This window comes from Leucobacter chinensis (genome assembly GCF_019049105.1).
Lineage (GTDB): Bacteria > Actinomycetota > Actinomycetes > Actinomycetales > Microbacteriaceae > Leucobacter_A > Leucobacter_A chinensis.
Map to the genome: position 1 here is coordinate 137,438 of NZ_JAHQZR010000005.1, position 26,507 is coordinate 163,944.

Sequence of the window (26,507 nt, forward strand, 5' to 3'; positions counted from 1 at the left end):
GACTTGAATCTGAAAAGCAGATCGCGGCTGGGTTGGGTGGCGAAGCCAGGGTGCAACGACAGCACGATCAGGGCAGACGGACTATCCGAGAGCGCATCGCGTCTCTTGCAGAGCAGTTCACTGAGGTAGGTGAGTTCGCTGGTTTTACTGAGCGTGATGCGGCAGGAAATCCCACCAGGCGACTGCCGTCAAGCTATGTGTGTGGTCTGGCTACGGTCGATGGCAGGGAAGTAGCTCTCGGGGGAGAAGACTTCACGGTTCGTGCTGGTGCCCCTCAAACCTATCTCGACAGATACAAAGGTGGCATGGGCGGGTTCGTCGAAGATCTCGCGAGTGAATATAAGATTCCTCTGGTCTTATTCATGGAAGGCATCGGCGGCGACGTCTCATCGCAAGACGAAGTGGGGCACTCATACTTGGTGAGTTCGCTGAGCTGGAAGCGGAGCATCGATCTTCTCGGAGAAGTTCCGGTGCTCGTCGCAGTGCTGGGCTCCGCTGCCGGTGGAACCGCAGGGAGATCGGTTCTCAGCCACTTCAGCGTGATAAGCGAAGGTAGCGTGCTCTTCGCCGGAGGGCCGCCTGTGGTTAAACGGGCTCTTGGGCGTGACGTTCATAAACATGATCTTGGCGGGGCTGCCATGCATACCTCTGTGTCTGGTGCCATCGATAACCTAGCCACCGATGAAACAGACGCGATTCAGCAGATCAGAACCGTTCTGAGCTATCTGCCACAGAACGTTTGGGAGTTACCAGCGAGAGGTGAACGCGATGATCCAGTTGACCGGTCATGCGATGAAATTCTCGACATTATCCCTGAGAACCGGCGTAGACCTTACCAAATGCGTAAGGTCATGGAAGCCATTGCCGACCGAGATTCGTTTTTTGAGATGGGGGCTGGGTGGGGCAGTGCGATTATTACCGCGTTTGCCCGCATTGACGGTATCTCTGTGGGGCTGATTGGAAATAACCCAATGCACTTAGCGGGCGCGCTCGATGCCTCTGCCGCAGAGAAACAAGTTCGATTTACTGACCTGTGTAATACGTTTCATTTGCCGATCGTCAACTTCGTCGATGTTCCAGGTTTTATGGTGGGGCCAGACGCGGAGCGTGCAAACGTTGTGCGTTGGGGCATGCGCACAATTCAAGCGCTCGTCGAGGCTGAAGTTCCTATTGTGACGATTCATGTGCGCAAAGCCTACGGAATGGCAGTTTCAGCGACAGCCGATCCTGACGCGCTGGGGTTACGTATCGCTTGGCCGAGTGCTGAGTGGGGTGATATGCCGATTGAAGGTGGGGTTGAAGCTGGCTTTCGTCGCGAAATTGACGCTGCCGATGATCCTGATGCCTTTCGTCGTGAGATCGAGCAGCGCATGCTTGAGGCGGCTGACCCTTGGAAAACAGTTGAGGCTTTCGGCATGGAGATGATGATTGACCCGCGTGAAACTCGCGGCGTCATCGCCAAGTTTTTGAATGCGAGCCTTCACTCAATGCGAACAAAGCTTGGGCCGCGCCAAAAACCGTGGAGCATGCGCCCGTAAGCAAGGACGCTTTACACACTGATCAAAAAGGAGAAAGCCATGCAATACATTCATTCAGAACTCACCGGGAGCGTTTGGAAAATACTAGTGCAGGCTGGCGACACAGTCGCTGCCGAGCAGGAAGTCATGATTCTAGAGTCGATGAAAATGGAGATTCCTGTCGTTGCTACCGGGTCGGGAACGGTTGTTGCTCTTGAGGTCGCCGAGAGCCAGGCGGTGAACACCGGGGACCTGCTCATGACGATCGAGGGGGCGTGATCACGGTGTATGGACGGGCTGAAAGAGACGGCGAAAATACTGTTCCTGGAATAGCCGGTCAGCTTGCACGCCATGCTCGTGACACCCCCGAACGGCTGTTTCTTACATGGTATGAAGAACGGCTGAGCTACGGAGAAGCTGATGCCTTGGTGCGGGGTATCGCCGCCAGGCTCATCGCTGAGGACCTCGCAAACGGTCGTACTGGTCGTATCGTGATCTTTCTCGGGAATTGTCCTGCGGCAGTGATTGTGTGGATCGCGGCGCAGGCGGCTGGTCTCGTGCCCGTGACGCTCAACCGTGAGCACCGTGGAGAGGTGCTCACGGACGTTGTGACGCGCTCGGACCCTTCGGTTTTGGTCTGTGATGCTGAAGGATCTGAACTGCTCAGTGAGGCTGGTGTCTTCGCAGAGTATGCGGCGATGATCGTAGGGACCACCGGGATTCATGATGTTTCACTCCTTGTGACCCCAGAAGCGCTCGCGATTTCTTGTATTGAACCGGTGCCAGCGGCGGCACCAGCAACGGTGATGTTTAGTTCAGGGACCACGGGGCGTTCGAAAGGCGTAGTGATTCCGCACGGGATGTTTGACGCCGGGCCAGCACGTTTACAAGAAGCATGGTCAGTAACCGCTGATGATGTCTTTCACTGTTGGGTTCCCTGGTTTCATGTTGCCGCTCAGCAGGATGTTTTTGCGCTCGCGATTCGTGCTGGCGCGTGTGTCGCTCTTGTAGAAGGATTCTCGCTTTCACGTTTCTGGGATCAGATACGGCAGAGTGGCGCAACGGTTTTTGGAGGTTTCGTGACGGTACTCGAGATGCTCTATGCGCAGCCTCCGAGCCCGACAGATACCCAGCACCGGTTGCGATTTGGCATTGCGGGGCATATTCCTGGCGCATTGAAAACTCGCTTTGAAAAGCGGTTCGGAGTTCCCATGGTCGACGCATATGGAATGTCAGAAGCAGAGCCGCTCACAATCCCAACGCTTGAACCTGCCGTTCCACTAGGGAGCGTTGGAAGGGAGAATCCTGATTTTGAGCTTGCGGTGCAAGACGAGTCAGGAGTGAATGTTGCACCCGGGCAGGAAGGCCAGATCGTATTCAAGCCCGTTCGGCCGAACGTTATGATGCGTGAGTACCTCGATGACCCTGAGCGAAGCACAGCTGCTTGGCGTAACGGTTGGTTTCTTACCGGTGATCTTGGGTTTCTCGATAGCTCTGGCAACCTCTTCTACCGTGATCGTCTTTCAGAGTTCATTCGTGTGCGAGGTGAAAATGTTTCGCCGCAGGAGGTCGAATCAGTTTTGATGTCGCACCCCGAGATTCGTGAGGTTGCCGTGCTTGGTGTTGCCGCTGAGCTCGGAGAGCACGATGTTGTTGCACTGATTGTGTCGAACAATAGCCTCGAGAGCGAAGAACTCCGCGAGTGGTGCAATGGGCGAATGGCGAAGTTCATGATTCCCAAATGCTTTATCGCTACCGACCGAATACCGAGAACCCCCACAAGCAAAGTACAACGAGCTGCTCTTGCAGCTTTGCTTGAACAGGCTTCATAAAAGAGGAAGATGCATCATGTTCGAATCGCTACTCATTGCCAACCGAGGTGAGATTGCGGTGCGCATCATTCGCACCGCACAACGTCTAGGAATACGAACGATTGCGGTGTATTCAGAAGCAGACGCTGACGCTATGCACGTTCAGATCGCCGACGAAGCAGTTGGCATTGGGCCAGCTCCGATCCACCTTTCTTATGCGAGGAGTGAGCGCATTCTTGAGGCGGCACTCGCGACCGGGGCGGAGGCCATACATCCTGGGTACGGTTTGCTCTCTGAGAGTTCCGAATTCGCGAGGGCTGTGAAGAACGCAGGACTGGTGTTTGTTGGGCCGACGCCTGAAACGATCGAAGCAATGGGCGATAAAGTAAACGCTCGATCACTCATGGCAGCACGGGGGGTGCCCATTGCCCATGGAAGTAAAACCCCACCAGCGACGACGGAAGAAGCATTGGAACAGGCACAGCTGATTGGGTACCCACTGATGTTGAAAGCTGCTGCCGGTGGCGGCGGTATCGGTATGGCGGCGATCAAGGGCCCAGAACAACTTGTCGCCGCCTTTGAAACAGCGTCTGAGCGTGCCAGCCGCGTTTTCGGTTCGCATAAACTCTTGTTAGAGAAACTTATTATGCCCGCTCGGCATATTGAGGTGCAGATTCTCGGTCTCACCGATGGCAGCGTCATCGCGTTGGGAGAGCGTGATTGTTCAGTACAGCGGCGGTTTCAGAAAGTTGTTGAAGAGACCCCGGCATGTGGCCTGGACGAAGAACAGCGTGAGGCCATACATCGGGCGGCGGTACGTGCGGGCGAGGCCATCGGGTACCAGGGAGCAGGGACAGTCGAGTTCTTGGTGAATGCCGAGAATGGGGAGTTCGCTTTCTTAGAGATGAACACAAGGTTGCAGGTCGAGCATCCGATCACTGAACTCGTGACGGGGCTGGATCTCGTTGAACTTCAGTTGAGAATCGCTGCTGAAGAGCAACTTGATATTACTGAGGCTGCACCAAACGGGCATGCGATCGAGTTTCGGCTCTACGCTGAAGACCCCGTGCGAATGCTGCCCTCTCCTGGGCGTATTGATGAGTTGTTCGTTCCACGGCACGACTGGCTGAGAGTTGATGCAGGCTATAAGGCCGGTGACGAAGTGACCCCGTTCTATGATCCGCTTGTTGCAAAGATCTGCGTTTGGGGTGAGACGCGGGCTGAAGCTCTTGACCGTGCAAATACTGCACTCGCTGAGATCGCTGTGAACCCATTGCTTACCAACCTCCCATTACTGCACAGCATCGCTTGTAGCACTGCCTTTGTGGCCGGCAGCTACGATACGGGCCTTCTTTCATCAGGCGAGATAGCGCCGCTGTGAACGCGGTCTCAGAAGAAACTTTGCGCTACCGCGTCAGAATCTGCGGTGAAGGGGTGTCTCTATAAGTGCAGGCGGGTAAACCCCCAAAAAACCTACTCTGTTCTGCACGGCATGCACGAAGCGTATGAACGTTGTTCCGATGCGGTGTTGCCACGGCCTGCTCGCGACCCAATTCCCCCTAAAAGCGAGCAGGCCTTCTTTGTGTTCATGCAGTGCGCGGAATTGCTCATGAAGATCGCCGGTCTCAGAAGAAACGCTGTGGGGTAAGACAGCACCGTTGCCCAACGCTCCCCAACACCACCCCAACGGTTTCCCAACGCAAAGCCCCGTCATATGGCCGGTGTGCTGGCGCTCGCAGGCCTTTAGATTTGCTTCCTAGGGGAGGGCCCTCTGTCACGTTTCTGATCGTGGCATGAAGCCCTTGCGGCCAACCGCCATCGGTTGGTTCGCGAACAATAGGGGAGGAAACGCGTGACCGATCGTAGAGTTACCGAGGCGCGACAGGCGAAGCATGCGACGAAGCAGTCGCGCATGATGCGCGGCCTCGCAGCGATAAGCGCTGTGTTGCTCTTTGGTGCGCTGGGGCAGAGCGCTGCGATAGCGCTCGAAGGAAGTGAGGCCGAGGGCGAACAGCAATGGGTAGAGACCTCAACTGAGCAGCAACCTTCACCCGAAGCAGACACTGGTGAGATCGACGCTCCTGGCAACGTTGATGTTGGGGGTGAACCTGGGGCCGGGGTCGGTGCTGAACCCGATGCGATGAACGAGCCGGGTGAGCCTGCCACTGAACCAGAAGCCGAAGACCCTCCTCAGCAGGCGATTCAACCCTTTGCCGTTCCCCCAGCCAGCGGCAATACCGCGGTGATTACCGTCAAGGTCGGCGGTGACCGGCAGGGTTCGGGCCGTACCGGCGTTGACGGAGTGAGGTTGCGTCTGAACACGGGCACGAAGGCATCGTCGCTTACCCCCGTGGCTGAGCCCTGGGCCACATGCGTTTCAGATGCGCAGGGCGATTGCTCGTTTGTTGTTCCAGAGACCCAGCCTCAGGTCAGGAGCTGCACCGACTGGGTCGTGTGGGGAGTGATCTGTAAAAAGTGGCGTGTAGACCAGGCTCAGGGCGTGAATTATGACAAACGCTTTTGGGTTGCGGCTGAGGCTGCACCTGAAGACTGGTATGTGAACCCAGCTCTTGAGACGGGGAGTGGCAATGGTGTCAGCTCTCATTATGTCTTTCAAACAGGTAAGCAATTGAGACAAGGCAACACCTACGCCTCTGGGAGCACGTTTATGGGCAACGACTCGGGAGGGTCTTGGGCCGTCTCACGCTCGAACCCTCGGTTGCAGCCCACTTGCCAGGCAACCCTTAATGTTGCGCTGGTGCTTGACCTCTCAGGGTCAATGGGCGACAACAAAAGTCAAGGCCTCAACACCTTGAAAGCCTCTGCGAATCGTATGGTCCAGGCGCTGAAAGGAACAGGTTCATCGGTTGCGATCTTTACGTATTCCGATACAGCACCCGCATCGAACAATGCAGACCTAGCGCTTACGAAGATTGATCAGGGTCAAAACTTCCAGACCATCACCAACAAGATCAACTCGTATACCGCTGGCGGCGGTACAAACTGGGACGCCGGTATTTATCGTGCTGCTGAGAGCTCCACAACGTTCGATCTTGCGATCATGGTGACCGATGGCATGCCTACGTTTTACGGGGCTGGTAGCAACAGCGGTAGTGGCACTACCACGTACTTTATTGATGTTGAACGAGCCATTTTCGCGGCTAATGCGCTCAAAGCCAAGGGCACCCGTGTGGTTGCGATTGGCGCGGGCAGCGGCGCGAAGGGCAGCGCGGGTAATCTGCGCGCCGTTTCTGGGGTGAATTCCTATTCGGCCGGATCAAGTTTTAACGGTGCCGATTACTTCCAGTCTGACTGGCAGGAGCTCGCCGCTCAGCTCGAAGGGCTTGCCCTGGGCGCTACCTGCCAAGCGAGCGTCGAGATCACCAAACTCACCAAGCCGTATGGTGCGGCAGAAGCGAGCAGTGGCGGATCAGGCTGGTCGTTTGCTGCGGCAGCGAGCGGAGCCGTGCTGAAAAGCCCGGCGCAGCAGAACACGAATGCTGAGGGCAAGGTTTCGTATGCGCTCGAGTTCGACTCACCGAATGCGGCCGGTGCAGAGGTCTCGGTTCACGAAGAGATGAATGCTACGCAGGTTTCACAGGGATGGAAGCTTGCGGGTCTCAGCTGCTCGATCAACGACAAGCCCACGAACCCGCAGAGTCTGGACAAAGCCACGCTCTTGGTTGGTCCCGGCGACACCGTGAAGTGCACGTTCGTCAACGAGCAGACGCTCGCATCGAGCATCCTGCTTGAAAAGAAGGCTTGGACAGCGGCTGATCACAAAACCGAGATCGCGGCCGGTACGAACGTCGCTTCGGGCACCACGGTGCACTGGAGCTACCGTGTGACGAACACTGGGCAAACCACGCTTCGAGACGTTCGAGTCGAAGACGACCAGCTGGCATTTGCGGCGGTGGTATGCCCTGAAACCACGTTGGCCCCGGGAGCATCCACGACCTGCCTCGCATCAGGCCTGGTAACTGCGCTGCCCTGATGCGGCACGTGCGTTCAAGAACCATCACTAGCCACTCCAATCATCACAGAACGAAAGACCAGGAGAAATCATGAAAAAGACCACAACCGGTTTTATCGCCGGGGCCGCCGGCGCAGCGCTGCTTCTTGGCGGCTCAACCTTCGCGCTCTGGAGCGACAGCGTCCAGGCCCCGGGTGGTGAGATTCAGTCGGGTAACCTCGAGGTTGCTGTCACCGGCTCACAGTGGAACGACATCTCAGCCGGTGGCGACACGGGGCGCGAGATTACCCTCGCTGACTTTAAGGTCGTTCCCGGCGACACCATCGAGGGATCATTCGATGTTGATCTCGCGCTGCAGGGTGACAACCTCGCAGCAGAGCTGCGCCTTGCAGGCGGGCAGGCATTCAGTGGCGCGCTCGCCGCGGGGTTCATCGACGTGAGCTACTCGGTTGAAGATGCGGCGGGCAACGAGGTGCTTTCGGGCAACAGCTCGGGCGTTAACCTCGACCTCGTCTCGCTGAAGAACCGGGCGCCGGGCAACGCGGTTGCGGTTCCTGCATCGATCGATGGCACTGCAGACCTCACGGTCAAGGTTGCTGTGACGTTCAACGCAGAGACAAAAGATCGCGATCTCGTAGAGGCAGCAGCCGCACTCGAGACTTCGGCGATCGAGCTCGTGCAGGTTCGTCAGTAGAGTGTGCTGAGTTCTCGAGGGCGCGGTAAGAACCCGCGCCCTCGAGAACGCTTCGATACGAAAGCATGATCATGGCAACGAAGAGCGTGAGAGAGCAGGAGCCCGGGGTGTGGCGTTCGATGCTGAAAGGCATCGGTTTCGTCATGCTCGTACTCTGCCTCGGCATTGCTCTCGCGATAGGGGCCGTGCCGCGTGCGCTCGGCGGCGCCGCACTGACGGTGCTCACCGGTTCGATGCAACCGACGTATGCTCCTGGAGACATGGTGGTTGCCACGCCTCAGGAGCAGTATGCCATTGGCGACGTTGTCGTGTTTCAGCCGGTGTCAGGCGATCCAACCCTCGTGACGCACCGTGTTGTTGCGGTGCGTGCGAGTGCTGATGGGGCGCAATACGTGACTCGGGGCGACGCCAACACCCGAGACGACGATCCCATTGTGGCGGCTCAGGTTATGGGCAAAGTACGGTACCACGTACCGTACATCGGTCACCTTGCTTCGTTCCTCGGGCAACACCGGCTCACGCTGCTGTACGGTGCTGGCGCGCTGCTCTTCGGCTATGGAGCCGTCACACTCAGCCTCGCAGCCGCGAGTAAGCGCCGCAATGCCGGCCCTGACGAACTCGCCCAGCAAGAAGACGACAGCGCGCTTGCGCGCGATCCACAACATTTTGGAGGATGACGTGGGAAGAAAGCGAACATGGCCACTGCCCGCCATCGCGGCGGCGGCGCTCATCGCGGGTGCCTGCACGACCGGGGCGACGACTGCTCTCTGGGGGTCGGCTGGTGTGGCTCCCGGAACGGTTGTGACCTCTGGAAACCTGAAGGTGAAGCCTACGGCTCCAGTATGGTCAGAGACTTCGAGCGATGTCGCTACACCGCAAACCGGGATCGACCCAGCGACGTTCTTGGTGCGAAAGGGCGACACACTGCATGCCTCTTACCGGTTTGACTTTGAACTGCAGGGCGACAATATGGTTGCTGAGGCGCGGCTCACTTGGCCCGATGACCTCGTGCTTCCTGACGGCGTCACCGCGACGTACCGGGCAAGCTCCTTAACAGGCCCGATCTTTTTGACGCCTCCGACCGCCGTTGGCACAGCGCCCCTCTCAATGCCCGTGATCAAGAGTGATTATGAGGATAGCGTCAAGTATTTCCTTGTGAAGCTTGACGTGAAGTTTGATGGGATCGACGACCGCACGGTTGACATGAGTGAAGAACAGCAGAAGGTTTTGGACGCTGTCACTTCGTTTGAGCTCGAGCTGAATCAGATTCGAAGGTGAGGAGGCCGATCATGAGAAACGAAACGGTTCGGCGGGCAGTCCCGCTGAAAGCATTGACCGTCGCGGCGGTATCGTTCTGCGCGGGCGTCGCCATTGTTGGTGGAGCGACGGCGGCACTCTGGAATCACAGTGCAACGGCTGACATCAAGGTCGGCGAAGGAGTCCAAGGGTTTGCCGCGGGGCACGCAGGCGCGGTCTCGCAGGCGACGGGCTCGAGCATTGACGTGCCGATCGGAGCCGACGCGGTGACGCGCTTGATCGCCGATGGGTCGGTAGCGATCCCCTTTGAAACGCAGTCACTGAGCCAGGGCAATAAAGGCCTTCGGTATACGCTCGCCAGCCCAGATTGGGGCGACGGTGCCTTAGGGCACTCAGCATCAAGCGTGTTCAAGGTGGCCGATGCGGCATCGTGCACGGTCGAGGCTGCGGTGACGACGACGGCGACGCCGATGAACGCCGCTGGCGATCAAGTCACCTCAACGCCGGTGAGCGCCGACTATTCGACGAGTGAGCAGGCAACAACCGAGTTCTGGTGCTTCGTTGCGACCCTCGATGAGCCTGAAGAGGTCGGCTCGTATACCAACACCGCGACAGTTGCCGCGGTTGATGATGCAAACCTCGCCGTTACCGACACTGACGAATGGTCGGCGAGGGTTCTCGAATCGTTTGACGTGGGCAATGAGCCAGAGCGTGTGCTGACCTTCAGCTACGAAACCTTTAGGCCAGGGCAGGAGACCCCATGAAGAAGCAACACGCAATGACCAGGCTCTCGGGGGCGCTCGCCGCGGCTGCGCTTGCCTGCGGCATGGTGCTCGCAGCGACGCCGGCGCACGCCGACTCGGGTGAATCGGCCAGCGATAGCCGTGCTCTGGTGCTCGAGTGGCACGACGATGGCCCGGCAAACGCCACCGAGACGTTCTTCGGCGCTCCTGTCGCGGTTCCCGGCGATCACGCCGAGCGCTCGATCACGGTGACGAACGCTGGCCCCGGTGACGCCGTGCTGCGTGCCGAGATTACCGGGGTGAAGCTGCTCTCGCCGGGCGCAGCCGATGTGCACAATAATCCGGCCCACGTGAAGCCCGCGGGCGATCACTATGGCGGGGCTGGCGACCAGGGCGACTTCTACGATGACGTGCTCATCGGTTGGGGCGCTGAGAGCGCGAGCCTGACCGCACTGCACGATCTGGGAAGCACTCAGGTGCTTGAGGTCGCCGTGAAGCGCGGCGAGCAGCAGACCCTGACGCTCAGCTACGACTTCGATGTGGCCGCAACCTCTGGGAACACCGCCAACGTGGCCGACCGCTCGGCCTCCTTCGACGTGCTGCTCACGCTCGAGGGCGACACCGATAGCGTTCCTCCTGTCGACCCTGACCCCGATCCGAAGCCAAAGCCCGACCCCGGGCCTGGCACAGATCCCGAGCCTCAGCCGGGCCCCCGAGCGGATCGCCCGCCGCTCGCAATGACCGGCGGCGCTTTTGAGCCGTGGATCGTCGCAGGCGCGGGCTCCCTCGTGCTTGTCGGGGCGGCGATCGCGCTTCTTCGCCGCCGCCTTAGGTAATCGGGCCGCGCAGTGCGTGCGCGATCTCGCCCCTCGAGGTGAGCCCGAGCTTCGCGAGAACGTTTGACACGTGAAACCTCACCGTTGCGGGTGAGATCACGAGCGTTTGCGCGATGTCGCTTGTTGAGCCGCCGTTGGCGATGAGTTCTGCAATCTCGCGTTCGCGAGAGGTCAGGCGCATCGCTGCGGCGGCTTCTTGCGTGTGCACGGCGTCACGCAAGAGGTGTTCCTCGGCTGCGAGCGTTTCGAGATCGGGCCTGGTGCCGAGCTCTGTGAAGATCCGCTTCGATTCTGTAAAGAGTGGGGTGGCTTTATCGGGCTCGCCATGTGCCACGGCGGCCCGACCATGGTCGCGCAGGGTGCGAGCCCGATACAGCGGCAACTCGGTGGTCTCGGCCGCGGCACGGTAGAGCGCGTCGATCTCGGCCCATGTCGCGTGGCTCTCCGGGCGTGAGTCGGCAAGGCGCGCTTCGAGCCAGCTGATCGTGCCGTACGTTTCGTGCCACTCGGCCCCGTCGAGGCCCCTCAGACGCTCAATGAGCACTGCCGCCTCGTCGAATCGAGCGAGCTCGATGAGCGAGAGCGCCCGGTAGGTGAGAAAGCCGTGCCTCGTCGAAGTGAATGAACGGTAGCGGCCGGGTTCGGTGAGTGCGATGACTTCGCGGTGGTTGCCCGCGAGCGAGGCAATCTCGACCTCGGCGATGAGCACGAGGTCGATCCCGTACCCTTCCCAGTGCAGCTGGTACAGCCGCTGTGCGCCGAGTAGATACGGGGCAGGGTCCTCGGTGCCGGTTACGGCAGCGAGCCAGGCGTGTAGCGCCGAGAGCGTGAGCCGTACCTCTGCGTCAAGAAATTCGTGAGCCCGCTCTTCGGCGTCAGTAACGACACGCAGTGCCTCGGTGAGCTCACCCCTGAGCGCGAGCAGGTGAGCGTAGGTGATGCGCATGCCGCCACCCGCCCACGGCCTCGGCCTTCCCTCGAGAAGCTCGTACCCCTCGTGAGCGAGTTCGTATGCGGTGTCGAGGGTATTCAACGATATGAGCGTGCCGACGAGCGAGACGATCACGTCGATTTTGTGCTCGCTCGGTCGGAGTGCTTTGGCACGTTCGATGGCCTGCGGTAGGAGCGCGGCGAGATGCTCGGTGCGGCTCTCAATCATGAGCGGGACGAGTGAATATCCATCGAGTATGAGCTCGTATTCTCTCGGCGCGACCATCCATCTGATGCGTTCGTCGGTGAGTTCTTCGGGCGACTCGGGCGCAAGTGCCCAGAGCTCTTTTGCCCGGGGAATGAATTCCAGAAGGCCCTCGGCGTCGCGGCTTCGCATGATCGCGATGACCGCGAGAAACGAAACGAACGCTTGCAGTGTGCGCATCTCGGGTGAGGGGTCGTTGACCCCGAGCAGCGCGTCGATGCGCTCCCTCGGCACCTGGTCTTCGAAACGATACACGCGCAACAAGATTGCGATGCACTCCCGCAACGGTGTTGCTGGCAGCGCCTCAACCTCGGGTAAGAGGTCGAGTACGAGAAAGCCTGCCTTGTGCTGTAGGTAGTGCAGCGTGAGCTCGATGAGCACCTCGTCACGGGCCTCGCCGGTCGTGAGGTCGAGGCAGCGTCTGAGGGTCTCGCCGACGAGCCCCAGGTCACCCTGCCCGAGCGAGGCGGTGACATCGTCCCGCACCCTCGCCTCGAGCTCGGGAGTGAGTGCCTTTGCGGCACGCAGCTCGAACACGAGTGATCGGTGCCCCTGGCTGTGGCTCGCGAGGGCGTGCAGTATTTCCTGCGCACGGCTTTCGCTGAGGTTCTCGCTCACCGAGGCGGTGAGGAGCGGGTGCGCGGCCGCGAGCCTGTCGCCAAAGTCAACCTCGACGAGGAGCCCCTGCCGCACTGCCCAAGCGGCGTCAACCGGGTCACCGAGCATTTCGGCAACGTGCGCAACCGTCGCCGAGTCGATGGTTTCGGCAGCGAGCGCCACAATCTCGACCGCGAGTCTGCCCGCGTCATTGAGCATCTGGTGGTCGGGAAGGAGGCGCTGCTCGCCGTCGTGCTGCTGGTAGAGCCTCGCGGGCAGGTCAGAGCGCAGATGTAGGCCCTGAATCTCTTCGGGGCTGAGCCCGTCGAACATCGAGCTCACTCGTGAGAACGAGCCATCGGTCACGGTTTGAATGCGCTCTGCGGTCTTCGCCGAGATGCCCGTACCAAAGCGTTCGAGGGCCATCTCGCGAATATCGCTGACCGAGAGTTTTGTGAACTCGACGGTGCGCCAGTTGGCGTGCAACTGTGCTTCATCGCTCAGGTGCCACGCGAGCGTTTCGACGCCCGGCTGTGGTCGAGCAGAGCACACGAGAAATACCCCCTGGCTGACGAGCCGAGGCGCGACGTAGCGAAGCACGCGCTCAGATGCCGCGTCGACCCAGTGCACGTCGTCGAGAAGAACGGTGCGGATCGTGCCCTTCGGATGCCCCGAGAGCGACAGCAGCACCTCCCTCGCGATCTCGATTCGAGAGTGTGCGGGATCGATGGCGGTGCGAGCAGCTGGGGTCGTGCTCATAAGGCGTTCGATGAAGCTGTACGGTATTTCGCTCTCGAACTCGTCGGCGGCCGCGGCATGAATAGGGCCGACGGCCGCAGCCTCGGCTGCCTCGCGAAGTCTGCGTAAGAAGAATGTTTTGCCGGTGCCGCTCTCTCCAAGGAGAAGGAGGAGGCCGCCGTCGCTTGCGCCCGCGGCATCAAGGTAAATCTCGGCCTCACGTGCCCGTTTCGTGTTCATGATCATGCTGAGGCTCTCGCCGTGAGCGGGTGCTGCCCGGTGCGCTGTGCCGGAGGTGTTCCTACCCCGGTGGCACTCTGTGTGTTGCTCGCCCGCGGCAGCGTCATCAGGACGCACGCGAACGTGGGGTGCGATTGACCCATGGTTCCTCATTCATTTCCCCATGAGGCTCCCCGAGGGAGGCCCCATCCCTAGATGAAAGTAACTCTACGCTTAGCTTCAAGCTCTTGTCTAGCTCGGGTGTTTGATCCCCACTGGCTCGGCCGCCTTTGCCGCCTGAGGGGTGAAGCCCCTCAGGCCAACCTCGAGTAGTCGGTGCCACGACCCATCACCCATGAGTGGCTGCAAGGGTGCGGTTGACGCGACCATGACGGTGAGCGCGATGATGTCACCCGGTGTGATGTCGCTGGCGAGTGAGCCTTCGTCGCGACAGCTTTGTGCAAGTGATCTCACCGCGTTCACGAAGGCTTCACCGATGGCTCTGGGTGGGTGCGTTCGCAGTGCCCAGAGCGTGATTGCCGTGTAGCTTGGGTGGCGCACCATAGCGGTGATGAGGGCGGTGCAGAGGCGCTCGAGTCTCACCCCTGCAGCTTCGGGCGCGTGCTGTTCGAGCGTGTCAACCGCGACCTCTTCGAGCATTGTGGCGTGCCGATCGTACACCCGGTACACGAGCTCGTCACGCCCCGAGAAGTGGCGATAGAGGCTGGCCTCGCTCACCCCGGCGAGTTTTGCAATGCGGTGCAGGGGAGCGGTCGGGCCTTCTTCGTCGAATAGCGTGATCGCGGCCGTGAGTAGTCGCTCATGGTTGCGCAGGTGATCTTCACGAACGGCCCGTTGGCGGGAGGTTGTGGTCATGTATAGCAGAGTACCGGTGCGGCGCGACGCACACAGGCGACGGGTGTCGGCTAGCGGGTGGGTGGTACGAAACGTCGCATGCCGCGCCAGATGAGCGAACGGGTTGCGATGCCCGCGATACCAAAGCCCAGGGCTATGAGAATGGCCCGCCAGTCGCCCAGCTCGATGTCAAAGACAAGGCTGCCGAGCGGCGTGATCATAATCGTGAGTAAGCAACCGATCATGGTGCCGACGAGCCCCACCTTCCACAGTCGGAAGGGGCGTGCAACCATTGCGAGCACGAAGAACGCGACGATGATGAGTGCGAGAAACGAGGTTGACGAGTTCATGACCCGCGTCGCGTCGCTGACGCCGAACACCTGACGGGCGGTGACATAGGCGCCAAAGGCTGCGAGTGAGGCGCCGATGCCGCCCGGCACCGCTTCGCTCAGCACCCTGCGCACGAAGCCGTCTTGTGCCCGTGCCGCGTTCGGGGCCAGGGCGAGGAAGAAGGAGGGGATGCCGATGGTAAACCAGGCGATCAGGGTGATGTGACGGGGCAGGAACGGGTAGGGCACGGCGATGAGGGCAACGAGCAGAGCGAGCAAAGCCGAGTAGAGGGTCTTCGTGAGAAAGAGCGTCGCGACGCGTTCGATGTTGCCGATGACCCTGCGGCCCTCGGCGACGACGTGTGGCAGGGTCGCAAACGAGTTGTCGAGCAGTACGATGCGCGAGACCGCTCGGGCTGCTGGAGACCCCGAGCCCATCGCGACGCCCACGTCGGCATCTTTGAGGGCGAGCACGTCGTTCACGCCGTCACCCGTCATGGCAACGACGTGCCCCTCTTGCTGGAGCGCGTGCACGATCGAGCGCTTCTGGTCGGGCGTGACTCTGCCGAAGGTCGTGTGGTGCGCGACCTCGCTGCCGAAGCTCTCTGACTCAGGATCGAGGGTGCGTGCGTCGATGGCGTCACGGCCGTGGGGCACACCAACCTGCTCGGCGATTGCGCCGACCGCGGCTGCGTTATCACCCGAGATGACCTTGAGTGAGACTCGCTGCTTCGTGAAAAAATCAATGGTTCCCGGGGCTTCAGCGCGCAACCGCTGGTCAAGAACCACGAGCGCCTCGGCGGTCACGTTCTGCGGCAGCTGTTCGTGTTCAATCGAGGCGGGCGCCGAGACAAGAGCCAGTACCCTGAGCCCCTCTTCGGCGAGAACCGCTGCGCGAGCGTGGGCGGCGTCGCCCTCGGGCAGGAGAATGTCGGGGGCGCCAAGAAACCAGCTGAGTCCTTCCCGCTCGGTGGTCTCTCCCTCAGCGGGTAATGGCACGGCGGCCGCGAGTTCGACGCCCGCCCACTTGCGTGCCGATGAAAACGCAATCTGCTGTGCAGCCGCGAGCGGGGTGATGTGGCCCAGGTGCTCGAGAATAGCGGCCATGCTGCTGTTGGGTTTTTCTTCAATGGCGCCGATGGTTGACAGTACGGTCTCGACGGTGCCGTTAGCACTGTGGGTGCCAGCGGTGTCGGCAGCGGTCTCGATGCGACTCACCCGCATGCCGTCTTCGGTAAGGGTACCGGTCTTGTCGGTGCACACGATGTCGACACGAGCGAGTTGCTCGATTGCGGGAAGGTCTTGCACGAGGCACTGGTGCTTGCCCAGGCGAATAACGCCAACGGCCATGGCCACGCTTGTCATGAGCACGAGGCCCTCGGGAATCATCGGCACGAGCGCAGCCACCAGCCCGCGAATCGCGTCGCGCCATTCCTGGCCGCCGGCAAGCTGGTTCCAGATAGAAAGTGCGCCGATGGGAACGAGGATCCACGTGATGTATTTGAGAATCTGGTCGATACCCTCGCGCAGCTGCGAGGCGGGCTTCTTGAAAACGCTCGCCTCGTTCGTGAGCTTTGCGGCGTAGGCGTTGGCGCCCACGGCGGTCGTCACGAAGCGGCCCGAGCCGGCGGCAACGAAGCTGCCCGAGAGTACCGCGAACCCAGGGTGCCCCTGCACCGCGTCTGACTCGCCCGTGAGCAGCGACTCGTCAAGTTCGAGGCCCACCTCGTCGATGACGGTGCCGTCGACGGGAATCTGGTCGCCAGCGGAGAGGAGCACGATATCGCCCAAAACGATCTCTTCTGGGGCGATCTCGCGAATACCGTCGGCTCGTTCGACACGGGCGGGGCTCTTGCCTAAGAGCGCGAGGCGGTCGAGCGTGCGCTTTGCCCGAATCTCTTGCACCATGCCGACGGTGCTGTTGACGATAATGATGAACCCGAAGAGTCCATCGATGAAGTGTCCGGTTCCCATGACGAGTACAAAGAGCACCGCATAGATGATGTTGACCCGCGTGAAGACATTCGCCCGAAAGATGTCGCCGAAGCTTCGGCTCGTTTTCGACTCGATGGTGTTCGCCTCGCCGCGCTCGATGCGCTCACGCACCTCGCCGCTCGTGAGGGGGTGGGCATCGGTGAGTGACCGAGATGGGTCACCGGGCTCGGCCGAGGCGCCCTGCTGCGGTTCTGAGACGTGCATGCTTATATATTTTCAGATGAAAGCGTCACAACCGCTGTGATCTGAGTGAAAGCGCACAGATGCCCAGCAAGGGCGCCCCGCAAGTGCTTTATGCGTCTACGAGCATGCGCTTGACGATCTTGCCAGTCGAGGTGGGCGGGAGGCTCTCGCGCACCGCGATAATGCGCGGGTACTTGTAGCCTGCGAATGGCTCGCGCCCCAAGCCCCGCCCTCGATTTCGTCATTCAAATTAAAGTAATTGAATAATATTCAACGTTAGTGGTCTTGGCAAACGATCGAGGAGCTTGGCGGGCGTCACCGGGTGCCGTACGCTTGAGCACATGGCCCTTAAACACGCGATTCTTGCGGCACTGCTCGACGGTGAAGCATCTGGGTACGACCTTGCTAAGGGCTTCGATGCCTCGGTCGCAAATTTTTGGACGACGACCCCGCAGCAGCTATATCGCGAACTCGATTCGATGTGTGTCGCAGAGCTCATCGAGGCCGATCTCGTAGTGCAGAGTGGTCGCCCCAACAAACGGCTCTATTCGATCACTGATGCTGGCCTTGCTGTGTTGCAGGATTTTGCCACAAAATCACCGAAACCGAGTGCGATTCGCGACGATCTGCTCGTGCTCGTGCAGGCCTCAGATGTTGTCGATAGCGAGGCGGTGCTAGGCACGCTCGCCGCTCGGGGTGAGGCGGCGCACGTCAAGCTGCGCCTTTACCTCAAGCGGCGCGACCACCTGCTGAATGGGCTGCCCGAGCGTGAGTACCTCGCACAAGCAGAGCGAGTCGGTCCGTACCTCACGCTCATGCGAGGCATTGCTTTTGAGCAAGAAAACATTGCCTGGTGCGAGCGTGCGATTGACGCGCTGACGGTTCGCGCGACGCGGGACTCGGCGGGGCAGTGAAGCCGCCGCGACTCGGGTAGACAGAGGCGGGGCGATCCGCTACTCTCATATTCAAATAATTGATTATGAAGGGTTCATGATGTCAACGACGACTTTCCCTCACCTTATGGCGCCGCTCGACCTCGGGCACGTGACGCTGCCAAACCGTGTGCTCATGGGCTCGATGCACGTCGGGCTCGAAGAGGCGCCCGACGGGTTTCATCGCATGGCCGAGTTCTACCGCGAGCGGGCCCGCGGCGGCGCGGCGCTCATTGTGACCGGCGGCATTGCGCCGAACGAGGCGGCGAGGCCGTACCCGGGCGGCGCAAAGCTCACGACCAGCGAAGAAGCAGCCGAGCACCGGGTGGTGACGAATGCGGTGCACGAAGAGGGCGGCCTCATTGCGTTGCAAATTCTGCACTTTGGGCGCTACGCGCATCACCCGGGTCTTGTCGCGCCGAGTGCCTTGCAAGCGCCGATCTCGGCACACGTTCCGCACGCGCTCACGAGTGCCGAGGTCGAGGCGACGATTGACGACTTCGTGCGCTGCGCACTGCTCGCCCGCGAGGCAGGTTACGACGGCGTCGAGGTCATGGGCTCAGAGGGCTACCTCATCAACGAGTTCATCGCCCCGGGCACGAACCAGCGCGAAGACGAGTGGGGCGGATCGTTCGAAAATCGCGTGCGCTTTCCCGTCGAAATCGTGCGTCGCATTCGCGAGGCCGTGGGCGAAGACTTCATCCTCGTGTATCGCCTCTCGATGCTCGATCTGGTGCCCGGCGGATCGACGATCGAAGAGGTCGTCGAGCTCGCGAAGCTCATCGAGGCGGCCGGGGCCAGCATTATCAACACGGGCATCGGCTGGCACGAGGCGCGCATTCCGACGATTGCGACCTCGGTTCCGCGCGGCGCGTTTACCTGGGTGACGAAGCGAGTAATGGGTGAAGTCCAGGTGCCGCTTGTCACGGGCAACCGCCTCAACACCCCGGCGGCGGCAGAGCTCGTGCTTGAACGCGGTGATGCCGACATGGTGTCGCTCGCGAGGCCGTTTCTCGCCGACCCTGACTTCGTGCGCAAAGCTCGCGAGGGCAGGCCCGACGCTATTAACACGTGCATCGGCTGTAACCAGGCCTGCCTTGACCACACCTTCTCGATGAAGATCACCTCGTGCCTCGTGAATCCGCGAGCCTGCCACGAGACCGAGCTCACCCTCGCGCCCACGAAAACCGTGAAGCGCGTGGCGGTTGTCGGCGCGGGGCCAGCGGGGCTCAGCTGCGCGGTCGCGGCGGCCGAGCGCGGGCACCGGGTGGTGCTCTTCGAGCGCTCGGCGATCATTGGCGGGCAGCTCAATGTCGCGCTACAGGTGCCCGGCAAAGGCGAGTTCGCCGAGACGCTTCGCTACTTCCAGTACCGCATCGATGAGCTCGGCATCGAGGTGCGGCTCTTGACCGAGGCGACCACCGAGGTGCTTGAGGGCTTCGACGACGTGGTGCTCGCGACCGGTGTGAAGCCGCGCACCCCCGAGATTCAGGGCATCGACCATCCCTCGGTACTCGGTTACCTCGACGTGCTGCGCGATAAGCGCGAGGTGGGGCAGAGCGTTGCCATCTTGGGTGCGGGCGGTATCGGCTTCGACGTCGCACAGTTTCTCACCGGCCCTGAGAAGCTCACGGCCACGGCCGAGGAGTTCAGTGAGCAGTGGGGCGTTGACCGGGAGTACGAGGCGCGTGGCGGCATCATGAAACCACAGCACGAGACCCCGGCGCGGTCGGTCGCTCTGCTGCAGCGCAAGATCACGAAGGTTGGTGCGGGGCTCGGCAAGACCACGGGATGGATTCACCGAACCGAGCTGCGTCACCGCGGTGTGCAGATGATTGCCGGTGCCGAGTACCTGAGCGTGGGCGACGATGGCCTGCACGTGCGCATCGGTGAAGAGACGCACGTGCTCGAGGTCGACAACGTTGTGCTCTGCACGGGGCAGGAGCCCAACCGAGACCTCGCGGCCGCGTGTGCTGATCGGGGCATCGAAGCAACGGTCATTGGCGGGGCCAACGTCGCCTCTGAGCTCGACGCGAAGCGCGCGATTGACGAAGGAACCAGGCTCGCCGCCCGGTTGTAACCGAAAGGAAAGAATCATCATGAAAGCATTTCAAGAGGCCGTTGAGGCCCGAGACTTCGCCGCGATCGAGGCGCTGCTCGCCGACGACGTCGTGTTTGTGAGTCCCGTCGCCTTCACGCCGTACCCCGGCAAGAAGATCACGATCGCGATCCTGAAGCAGGTCATTCAGGTGCTCGAGGGCTTCACCTACGAGCGCGTGCTCGGCGAAGAGGGCGCGCGCGATCAGGGGCTCGTGTTCACTGCAAGGGTGCAGGGCAAGAGCATCACGGGCTGTGACTTTTTGCGCCTCAACGATGAGGGGCTCATCAGCGAGTTCATGGTCATGGTGCGGCCACTGAGCGCTGCGCAGGCGCTCGCTGAAGAGATGGGCGCGCGCTTCGAGCAGATCAAGGCCGACGCCGCCTCATGACGAACGCCTAGCGGGTGCCCCACCCGAAGCGGTGGGTGCGAATGCCGTAGTAGGTGAAGGTTTCGACCCGGGTGACGCCATCGATGCCCCGCAACTCACTGTTGATCACCTGAAAGAGTGCCTCCTGGTCGGTCGCGATGACCTCTGCGAGCAGGTCGTAGCGGCCGGCCGTGAGCACGACGTAAATGACGCTGTCGAGCGCGTCGAGTGCCCGGGCGACGACCTCGAGGTCGCCATCGGCAACGATGCCGACCATGGCCATGCTGTGGTAGCCGAGCTTGAGTGGATCGGTGACGCCGACCACTTGCAGTATGCCGCGCTGCTCAAGCCTGATGACCCGCTTGCGCGCGCCGCCCGGGGTGAGACCCACGAGGGTGCCGAGTTCGGCGTAGCCGAGGCGCCCGTCGTCTTGCAGCGCCGTGATGAGGGCGCGGTCGATGGCGTCGAGTTCTTCGGGCGTCTCCTGTTGCATATACCCATCCTATCTCGCAGTTTCGGTGATTAAACATGACTATGCTTTTCTTTTCAGTAATATTTCATTACTCTTGTGGGTGGAAGAGGAAGTAAATCGATACTGCGTGGAGGGTATTGTGACGAAGAAGGAACGCTCTCGCTGGATGCTCGCGAGGCCCGAGGTCAGCACGAACGACATTCTTGCGTGCGCGCATGACGCGTACGGGGTCCGGGGCGAGGCCCACGAGCTCGGCAGCCAGCAAGACCGCAACTTCATGGTGCGCCCCGCCGAGGGGCCCGGGGTGCTCATCAAGGTCAACCACCCCGCGGTGCCAGAAAGCGTGCTCTCCCTCCAATTGTCGGTGTCAGACCGGTTGCGTGCTCGGGGTGTCTTGAGCCCCAGGGTGCTCACAACGAGCCAGGGAAAACGCAGCACGACGATCACAAACGAGGCCGGTGAAGTGCTGCGGGTTTGCGCGTTCGAACTCGTCGACGGCGCCACGATCGCAGACTCGAGCGAGATTGATGGCGCGCTCGCCGAAGAGCTGGGCCTGCTCACCGCCGAGACGCTCTTGGCGCTTGAGGGTTTCGATAATCCAGACGCCGAACGGGCGATTCAGTGGGAGCTGAGCCAGTCGAGAACCGTCGTCGAACAGCTCATTGGCGACCTGCCCGACGAGCGCCGTGAGCGCTGCCTCGAGGCGACGGTGCGGGCCGACGAGGCCATCGCCGCGCTACGGGGCGAGCTGCCGATGCAGATCATTCATGGCGACCTCACGAGCGACAACATTATGCGCGCGTCAGATGGCACGAAGTGGGTCATCGACCTCGGCGACACGGTCCAATCGTGGCGTGCCGCCGAGCTCGCAGTGCTGCTCGCCGACCTCATCGGCCGCACCGGCGACATGGCGATCGTCGCTCGGGCGGTGAGCGGGTTCAGCCGCAAGATATCCCTCACCGACGCTGAGACGGCCGCGCTGTGGCCACTCGTGGTGCTGCGGGGTGCGGTGCTCGCGGTCAGCGGGTGGAGCCAGCTGCGCATTGATCCGCAGAATGATTATGCGCGCGAGCGCATTGAGCACGAGTGGGAGGTGTTCGAGCGCGCCCTCGCCTTTGACACCGAGGCCGTGACCGCCCAGCTGCGCCTCGCGGCGGGAAAGCCGCACCGCGAGGGTCTCGCGTACGCCGAGGCGATCTCGGGCATTCGCGAGGCTGCCGTCATTGACCTCGGGCTTCGCAGCGAGGCGCTCGATCGGGGTCGCTGGGCAGCTCCCGGCGTCGAGGCCGAGCTCGCCCGCGAGGCGCTCGCGACCGCGCCCGTTGCGATCATGCGGTTCGGCGAGAGCCGGCTCTCGCGGGTTTCAACCGACGTCATGAGCCCCGCCGCCACGAAGGCCCGCTGCGTCGATGTGTGGGCGAGGCCGGGGGTCGCCGTGCGCGCGCCGTTTGCGGGCACGGTCACCGCAGCTGATGGCGTTGTCACGCTTCGCGACTGCGGCGTCACCCTGCGCTTTGAGGGCATCGAGGTTGGCGTCGAGAGCGGCCAGAAGGTCGCCTCAGGCGAGGTGATCGGTCGGCTACGCACCACCCCCACGGGAGCCAGCAGCGTGCGCATCATGCGTTCGATGTTCGACGAGCAACCGGGCGAGGCCTTCGGCGCCTCGGGCGACGAGTACGAGACCCAGGCTTCGGCTGACCCCTCGGTGCTGCTTAGCGTGAGCCCGGTCGAAGACCCGATCGTGCTGCTGCGGGCCGAGCGCCTGCGCCGCGATCGCTCGATGGGCGGCGCGGCCGAGCGCTACTACGAGCACCCACCGCAGATGGAACGCGGTTGGAACACCCTCCTCATCGACACCGAAGGTCGCTCGTACCTCGACATGGTCAACAACGTCACCGCCATCGGCCACTCGCACCCGCACCTGGGCGAGGCGGTGGGCCGCCAGCTGCACCTGCTCAACACGAACTCGCGTTTTCTCTACGAGGCCTACGCCGAGTTTGCCGAGAAGCTGCTTGAGCACTCGCCCGACCCTTCGCTTGACACCGTGATTCCCGTCAACAGCGGATCGGAGGCGATCGACCTCGCCCTGCGCCTCGCGCAGGTTGCGACGGGTCGCCGCGACGTGATCGCCGCCCGCGAGGGGTATCACGGCTGGACGATGGCGTCAGACGCCGTAAGCACCTCGGCGTTCGACAACCCCGATGCGCTCGCCTCCAGGCCCGAGTGGGTGCACCTCGTCGACGCGCCGAACAGCTACCGCGGCCCGCATCGCGGCGCCGACGCTGGCGCCAAGTATGCCCGCCAGGTCGCAGACGTCGCCACAACGCTGAGCGACGAGGGGCGACCTCCCGCAGCGTTTATTTGCGAGCCAGTGCTCGGGAACGCGGGCGGGGTCATGCCGCCCGAGGGGTACCTCGCTGAGGCCTACGAGGGCATTCGCGCGCAGGGTGGTCTCGCGATCGCCGATGAGGTGCAGGTGGGCTACGGCCGCCTCGGCAAGGCATTCTGGGGGTCGACGATGCAGGGCGCGGTGCCCGACATTCTCGCAGTCGCGAAGGCTGCGGGCAACGCGTTCCCGCTCGGAATCGTGATCACCCGGCGCGAGATCGTTGACGCGCTGCGCAGCGAGGGCATGTTTTTCTCGTCGGCGGGAGGGGCGCCCGCGAGCGCGATTGCTGGCTCGGCGGTGCTCGATGTGATTCGCGACGAGCGCCTGCAAGAGAACGCCGAACGGGTGGGGGCCTACCTCACCGAACAGGTCGAGGCGCTCGCCGACCGCTTCCCGATCATCGGCACAGTGCACGGCAGCGGGCTCTACCAGGGAGTCGAACTCGTGCGTGATCGCGAGACGCTCGAACCTGCGACCGAAGAGACTGCCTGGGTGTGCGAGCGGCTGCTCGACCACGGCGTGATCATGCAGGCGACCTCTGAGCGGCAAAACGTGCTCAAGGTGAAGCCGCCGCTCACGCTCACCGAGGCCGACGCCGCGACCTTCCTGCGTGCACTCGCCCTCACGCTTGAAGAGCTCGAAGCGAAGGGTGCCGAGGCCTAGAAGAAACTGCCGGCCCGCCCGCTCACAGCGAGCGGAGACGGGCCGGCAGATCCGCTACCCTGCGATCGTGACCGGCACGAACGCGATGGGCTGGGTGTAGGTGTCGATGCGCACGATGAGCTGCACCTTCCACTCCCCGTCGAGAGGCAGTGAGAGCGTTGCCGCGTAGTCGCCAGCCTGCTCGTCGCGGGTGGCCGTCGCGGTCAGCGGGCCGAGATCTTCGGCTGGGAGCCGAGCCTCGACCGTGACCTCTTCGACCGTGACTTCCTCGCCCTCGTATTCGAGGGCGAATGTCAGCTCGTTCTCGCCGCTTCTGCCCGGCGATATCTCGCCACGAACCGTGAGGCCCTGAGACTCGGTCTCAAAGCGCTGTGGTTCTGAGGCCGTGGGAGCTGACTCGCCGCCAGATGGCGTCGACTCGTTCGGGCTCGAATTGGTGAGAAACCCCGTGACCGCGAGAATCGCGATGAGTACGACCGCCTCGATGCGAAGCGCCGAACGCAGTTGCTGCGCCCTGCGCTCCGGCTCATCGTGACGCGCGATGCGCGGGAGTAGCGAGAATCGGTTGTACGCCGCCACCGCCACCACGATGAGCAGCAGCGCGAGTTTCGCGATGAGCAGCAGCCCGTACCCGGTAGTGAAGAGGGCCTTCACCGAGCCGAGAATGAGCACGCCCATGAGGCCGCCACTGAGGGCAAGCACCGCGACGCTCCACGGGGCAAGCCGTGAGAAATGTTCGACCGTATCGATCGCTCCGTTGACGCTTGCGGTGGGATCGGTCGACGTTCGCACCCGACGCAGCTCGGCGAAGACGAGCAACAGCCCGAGCACGCCGCCAAGCCAGAAAGCCCCGGCCGCGAGGTGACCGAGATCGGCCACGATCATGGCCGCGATGGGCTGCACCGTTTGGGTGTGGCCCACGAGCACGGGAGAGGCAAGGGCCAGCCCCGCCGCGACGAGCGCCGTCACCCTGGCCGCTCGCCCCTGCGCTCGAGCCGCGAAGCACGCGATAAGCCCGAAGCCGACCGCGGCCGCCGCGGTCGCGACGACGGGCCAGGTGACCGAGGGGAGCCACTCATTCGACGACAAGAAGTCGATCGATCCGCTGCCCGGAACATACGAGGCGAAGGCCTTGCCGGCGACCCTCGCTCCCGAGGCCGGAATGAGCGCGAGGCTCGCGATGGCCGCCGTCACGGTGGCACCGAGCGCGAGACGCCGCATCTGGGGCGATGCGGTGGGGGGAGCGCTGCGACCAGCTGGCGATGCTCGGTTCGGAGCGATGAATGCGCCGAACATGATGATGCCAGCGAGTGCGAGCAGGCCGAAGTACTGTAGCCCCGTGAGAACCGAAACGATGACCTCGGTGCTCGTCGCCTCGGCCTGCGACGCGGTGATTTCAGGTTCGGCGAAGTCGCCGTCGCCCACCTGAAAGCTGAGCACGCCGCCGACCGGGTGCCCGTCGGCTGAGACGATGCGGTACGAGAGCGTGTAGGCGCCCTCTGGCAGTGATTCGGGCAGCTCGACGTGCACGGCGGTGTTGTGCGTCGTGGCGTTCAGTACGGTCTGAGTTGCGTCGTTCGTGTACAGCCGCATCGCCTCGTCGATGAGCTGCACTGGCTCGTTATAGTTGAGCTCGATCATCGTCGGAGCCTCGTCGAGCACCGCCCCGTCTTCGGGCACGGTGCCCAAGAGGTCGGCGTGGGCGAGGGCCGGCGAAGCGCCGAAGCCGAGTACGAGCAGGAGTGCGCTGAGGGCTGTGGCGAGCAGCGCCCCCGCGGTATGCAGGGGGCGCTGCTCGCGCCTCACTCGGGTGAGGTGCATGGTTATTTACGGTTTCTCAGGAGCGCGAAGGCTCCCGTGATGAGGCCGAGCGCGCCGAGCGTCACGCCCGTGATCGCGAGGGCGCTTTGCCCGCCCGCACCCTCGTTGTTCTGCTCGGCTGCCTCTGCGGTTTCTGCTTCCTCGGTGTCGTGCGACGATGCGCCCGCCTCGGTGATCTCGACACCGGGGGCGGGAAGCTCGAGCTCGTGCTCGTCCTGGCCCTCGGCGGGAATCTGCACCCAGGCGGCCTCTCCCTCTTCGCACGTTTGCACGGTCGGGAAGAAGAGGGTGCTGCCGGCGGCGTTCTCGGGAAGCTGCAACGAGAGCTCGAACGAGTCGCGCTGATCGGCAGGTAGCGGTGTCGTCGCGGTGTACACGATCTCGGCGACGCGTTCGGTGACCTCGTTGCCGTGTCCGTCGGTGATGGGGGTGTCGAGGGTTTCGGTGACTTTTTCGACCGAGTAGAAGGCGTTGCGCGTCGGCGTGACGGCGTCGATGCCCTCGGGAATCTTGATCGAGATTTGCGTCGTGGGCGAGGCGTCGCAGCCGTGGGGAACGCTCACGGTCGCAATCGCGTAGGCGCCAGCCTCGCTCGTGTTGGTGCTGACTCCGACGTGCGCCTGCGCGGCAGCGGCGCCCGCAAAGGTGAGCGCGAGCGCCCCGAGTGACGCCGCCGAGGCGGTGATGAGGGTGCGCTTGCGTGATGAAGTGGTGTGAGACATGGGTCTTCTTTCTGGTTCTGCTGGCGCGAGCAACGCTTGTGCGCGCGCAAAAATGGGCACGCCGCTCTTCGCTCAGAGGGCGTGAAGTGATGGCGAGA

At 62.3% G+C, this 26,507-nt stretch carries 20 protein-coding genes; 14 read left to right on the forward strand and 6 right to left on the reverse strand.

The annotated features are described in order from the left end of the window. The first annotated feature begins 50 nt into the window (after window positions 1-50). The 10 genes from KTJ78_RS06720 to KTJ78_RS06765 all read left to right on the forward strand — a co-directional run bounded on the left by KTJ78_RS06720 (window position 51) and on the right by KTJ78_RS06765 (window position 10,831). Window positions 51-1,538 carry an acyl-CoA carboxylase subunit beta gene (locus KTJ78_RS06720; protein ID WP_217133836.1) on the forward strand — a complete coding sequence of 496 codons (1,488 nt, stop codon included), beginning with the start codon at window positions 51-53 and terminating at the stop codon, window positions 1,536-1,538. Window positions 1,539-1,577: 39 nt separating this feature from the next. Beyond that, complete coding sequence (locus KTJ78_RS06725; protein WP_217133837.1) at window positions 1,578-1,796, forward strand: acyl-CoA carboxylase biotin carboxyl carrier protein subunit; 219 nt, start codon at window positions 1,578-1,580, stop codon at window positions 1,794-1,796. Beyond that, the gene (locus tag KTJ78_RS06730) at window positions 1,793-3,349 is read left to right on the forward strand and encodes a class I adenylate-forming enzyme family protein (RefSeq protein ID WP_217133840.1); all 1,557 of its coding nucleotides are present in this window, start codon (window positions 1,793-1,795) and stop codon (window positions 3,347-3,349) included. The genes KTJ78_RS06725 and KTJ78_RS06730 overlap by 4 nt, the downstream gene beginning before the upstream one ends. A 16-nt stretch (window positions 3,350-3,365) precedes the next feature. After that, window positions 3,366-4,709, forward strand: coding sequence for an acetyl-CoA carboxylase biotin carboxylase subunit (locus KTJ78_RS06735; RefSeq protein ID WP_217133842.1), 1,344 nt, complete (start codon window positions 3,366-3,368; stop codon window positions 4,707-4,709). A gap of 471 nt (window positions 4,710-5,180) precedes the next feature. Next, window positions 5,181-7,322 carry a CLIPPER-2 domain-containing protein gene (locus KTJ78_RS13905; RefSeq protein WP_217133844.1) on the forward strand — a complete coding sequence of 714 codons (2,142 nt, stop codon included), beginning with the start codon at window positions 5,181-5,183 and terminating at the stop codon, window positions 7,320-7,322. Window positions 7,323-7,392: 70 nt separating this feature from the next. After that, a complete protein-coding gene (locus tag KTJ78_RS06745) occupies window positions 7,393-7,995 on the forward strand; it encodes an alternate-type signal peptide domain-containing protein (protein ID WP_217133845.1) in 603 nt (200 codons plus the stop codon). Between the two features lie 71 nt (window positions 7,996-8,066). Next, complete coding sequence (locus tag KTJ78_RS06750; protein WP_217133846.1) at window positions 8,067-8,672, forward strand: signal peptidase I; 606 nt, start codon at window positions 8,067-8,069, stop codon at window positions 8,670-8,672. A gap of 1 nt (window position 8,673) precedes the next feature. Beyond that, window positions 8,674-9,273, forward strand: a complete 600-nt coding sequence (locus tag KTJ78_RS06755; RefSeq protein ID WP_217133847.1) for a hypothetical protein — start codon at window positions 8,674-8,676, stop codon at window positions 9,271-9,273. Window positions 9,274-9,284: 11 nt separating this feature from the next. Next, window positions 9,285-10,016, forward strand: coding sequence for a hypothetical protein (locus KTJ78_RS06760; RefSeq protein WP_217133848.1), 732 nt, complete (start codon window positions 9,285-9,287; stop codon window positions 10,014-10,016). Then, window positions 10,013-10,831, forward strand: coding sequence for an LAVTG motif-containing sortase-dependent surface protein (locus tag KTJ78_RS06765; protein ID WP_217133849.1), 819 nt, complete (start codon window positions 10,013-10,015; stop codon window positions 10,829-10,831). The genes KTJ78_RS06760 and KTJ78_RS06765 overlap by 4 nt, the downstream gene beginning before the upstream one ends. On the opposite strand, the gene KTJ78_RS06770 is transcribed toward KTJ78_RS06765, so the two are convergent. The 3 genes from KTJ78_RS06770 to KTJ78_RS06780 form a co-directional block, all read right to left on the reverse strand. Next, a complete protein-coding gene (locus KTJ78_RS06770; RefSeq protein WP_217133850.1) occupies window positions 10,824-13,601 on the reverse strand; it encodes a helix-turn-helix domain-containing protein in 2,778 nt (925 codons plus the stop codon). The two genes, KTJ78_RS06765 and KTJ78_RS06770, sit on opposite strands and share 8 nt — an antisense overlap. Window positions 13,602-13,832: 231 nt before the next feature. Beyond that, complete coding sequence (locus KTJ78_RS06775; RefSeq protein WP_217133852.1) at window positions 13,833-14,456, reverse strand: TetR/AcrR family transcriptional regulator; 624 nt, start codon at window positions 14,454-14,456, stop codon at window positions 13,833-13,835. 50 nt (window positions 14,457-14,506) lie between these two features. Then, window positions 14,507-16,963 carry an HAD-IC family P-type ATPase gene (locus KTJ78_RS06780; protein WP_217133854.1) on the reverse strand — a complete coding sequence of 819 codons (2,457 nt, stop codon included), beginning with the start codon at window positions 16,961-16,963 and terminating at the stop codon, window positions 14,507-14,509. Window positions 16,964-17,283: 320 nt separating this feature from the next. Here KTJ78_RS06780 and KTJ78_RS06785 point away from each other — a divergent pair, with 320 nt between their 5' ends. The 3 genes from KTJ78_RS06785 to KTJ78_RS06795 all read left to right on the forward strand — a co-directional run bounded on the left by KTJ78_RS06785 (window position 17,284) and on the right by KTJ78_RS06795 (window position 20,363). Next, window positions 17,284-17,856 carry a PadR family transcriptional regulator gene (locus KTJ78_RS06785; protein ID WP_217133856.1) on the forward strand — a complete coding sequence of 191 codons (573 nt, stop codon included), beginning with the start codon at window positions 17,284-17,286 and terminating at the stop codon, window positions 17,854-17,856. A gap of 79 nt (window positions 17,857-17,935) precedes the next feature. Next, entirely contained in the window at window positions 17,936-19,954 is a 2,019-nt protein-coding gene (locus tag KTJ78_RS06790; protein WP_217133858.1) for an NADPH-dependent 2,4-dienoyl-CoA reductase, read from the forward strand. A 19-nt stretch (window positions 19,955-19,973) separates the two neighbouring features. Continuing rightward, window positions 19,974-20,363 (forward strand): nuclear transport factor 2 family protein, encoded by a 390-nt coding sequence (locus tag KTJ78_RS06795; RefSeq protein WP_217133860.1) that lies wholly within the window; start codon window positions 19,974-19,976, stop codon window positions 20,361-20,363. 7 nt (window positions 20,364-20,370) lie between these two features. Here KTJ78_RS06795 and KTJ78_RS06800 read toward each other — a convergent pair whose 3' ends face one another. Then, a complete protein-coding gene (locus KTJ78_RS06800; protein ID WP_217133862.1) occupies window positions 20,371-20,835 on the reverse strand; it encodes an Lrp/AsnC family transcriptional regulator in 465 nt (154 codons plus the stop codon). Between the two features lie 118 nt (window positions 20,836-20,953). On the opposite strand from KTJ78_RS06800, the gene KTJ78_RS06805 reads away from it, so the two are divergent. After that, a complete protein-coding gene (locus KTJ78_RS06805) occupies window positions 20,954-23,866 on the forward strand; it encodes an aminotransferase (protein WP_369808015.1) in 2,913 nt (970 codons plus the stop codon). Between the two features lie 54 nt (window positions 23,867-23,920). Here KTJ78_RS06805 and KTJ78_RS06810 read toward each other — a convergent pair whose 3' ends face one another. After that, on the reverse strand, window positions 23,921-25,687 hold the full coding sequence (locus KTJ78_RS06810) for a copper resistance CopC/CopD family protein (RefSeq protein ID WP_217133863.1): 1,767 nt from the start codon (window positions 25,685-25,687) through the stop codon (window positions 23,921-23,923). Window positions 25,688-25,689: 2 nt separating this feature from the next. Next, entirely contained in the window at window positions 25,690-26,409 is a 720-nt protein-coding gene (locus KTJ78_RS06815) for a YcnI family copper-binding membrane protein (RefSeq protein ID WP_217133864.1), read from the reverse strand. Window positions 26,410-26,507: the final 98 nt, after the last annotated feature.